This window comes from bacterium (genome assembly GCA_030654305.1).
Classification (GTDB): Bacteria; Krumholzibacteriota; Krumholzibacteriia; order LZORAL124-64-63; family LZORAL124-64-63; genus PNOJ01.
The window spans coordinates 1-1703 of sequence record JAURXS010000064.1; the positions used below are offsets into that span (position 1 = coordinate 1).

Annotated in this window: 2 protein-coding genes; both read right to left on the bottom strand. The window is 71.1% G+C overall.

Annotation, left to right across the window (positions count from 1 at the left end; genetic code table 11):
• A partial coding sequence (locus Q7W29_01640) for an ABC transporter permease subunit (protein MDO9170513.1) occupies positions 1–514 on the bottom strand: 514 nt, incomplete at its 3' end.
• 71 nt (positions 515–585) lie between these two features.
• Positions 586–1662 (bottom strand): sulfate ABC transporter substrate-binding protein, encoded by a 1077-nt coding sequence (locus tag Q7W29_01645; protein ID MDO9170514.1) that lies wholly within the window; start codon positions 1660–1662, stop codon positions 586–588.
• Positions 1663–1703: the final 41 nt, after the last annotated feature.

Sequence of the window (1703 nt, forward strand, 5' to 3'; positions counted from 1 at the left end):
GGACCGTCGGCACGATGACCTTGCCCAGGATCTGCAGCCTGCCTGCACCCAGGACGGCCGCGGCCTCCTCGACCTCGGCGTCGAGGTCCATCAGCGCCGGCTGCAGCGTGCGCACGACGAAGGGCAGGCCGATGAACACCAGCGCCACGGTCACACCCAGGGGCGTGAACGCCACCGGCAACCCCAGCGGCGCGAGCAGGCGCCCGACCCAGCCCTGGGGCGCGAACAGGGCCGTCAGGGCGATGCCCGAAACGGCCGTCGGCAGGGCGAAGGGCAGATCGACCAGCGCGTCGACGACGCGCTTGCCGGGGAACTCGTAGCGCACCAGGGTCCAGGCGACGAGAAAACCGATGACCGCGTTGATCGCCGCGGCGATCAGCGACGCCCCGAAGCTCAACCTGAACGCGGCCAGCACCCGGGGCGTCGTGACCGTCTCCCAGACCCCGCCGAAACCCAACCCGGCCGATCGCACGAACAGGCCCATCAGCGGGATCACCACGACCACGCTGACCATGAACACGGTGATCCCGAGCGTCGGGCCGAACCCGGGCAGCACGCCGACGCGGCGCCTGGTTCGGCCGGGCTTCACTGGCTGCCCGCCGTGATCTGGTCGAAGACCCCGCCGTCGTCGAAGTGGACCCGCTGCGCCTGCTGCCAGCCGCCGAAGACGTCGATGGTGATCAGGTCCAGGGCGGGGAAGCGGGCCATGTCCGCCGCGTCGGCATGCTCGGGAGAGACGGGCCGATAGTAGTGTCGGGCCGCCAGACGCTGCCCCTGCGGCGAGTAGAGGAATTCCAGGTACGCCTGCGCGACCTCGAGCGTCCCGTGCTCCCGGGCCCAGTGGTCCACGACCGTCACCGGCGGTTCGGCCAGGATGCTGACCGAGGGCACGACGACCTCGAACTCGCCGGCGCCCAGCTCGGCGACGGCGAGGAAGGCCTCGTTCTCCCAGGCCAGCAGCACGTCGCCGATGCCGTTGCGGGCGAAGGTGTTGGTCGAGCCGCGGGCGCCCGAATCGAGCACCGGCACGCGCTCGAACAGCTCGCTCACGAAGCTCCGCGCCGCGGCCTGCGCCGCCTCGACCTCGGCCGCGGCCGCCGGTTCGTGCAGCTTGGCCAGGTCGCCGAGTTCGCGGCGCAGGACGTAGGCCCAGGCCGCCAGGTAGTTCCAGCGCGCGCCGCCGGAGGTCTTCGGGTTCGGGGTCACGATCGCGACGCCCGGCTTCAGCAGGTCATCCCAGTCGCGGATCTGCTTCGGGTTGCCCTTGCGCACCAGGAAGACGATCGTCGAGGTGTAGGGCGACGAATTGTGCGGCAGGCGCTGCTGCCAGTCCGCCGGCAGGTAGCTCGTGTGCTTCGCGATGGCGTCGATGTCGTAAGCCAGGGCGAGGGTGACGACATCGGCCTGCAGGCCGTCGATCACGGCGCGGGCCTGCTTCCCGGCCCCGCCGTGGGACTGGTGCACGGTCACGGCCTGCCCCGTCTTCGCCAGCCAGTGGGCGGCGAAGGCTTCGTTGACGTCGCGGTAGAGCTCGCGCGTGGGGTCGTAGGACACGTTCAGCAGTTCGACCGGCTTGGGCGCCCCGCGGGCCGCGCCCGACAACAGGACCGCGACGACGGCCAGGACGAGGACGGCGGTGATGCCCAGGACGCGGATTTTCATGGCTTGCCCTCCGGTGCGGACCCCGACGAGATTCTAGCCCG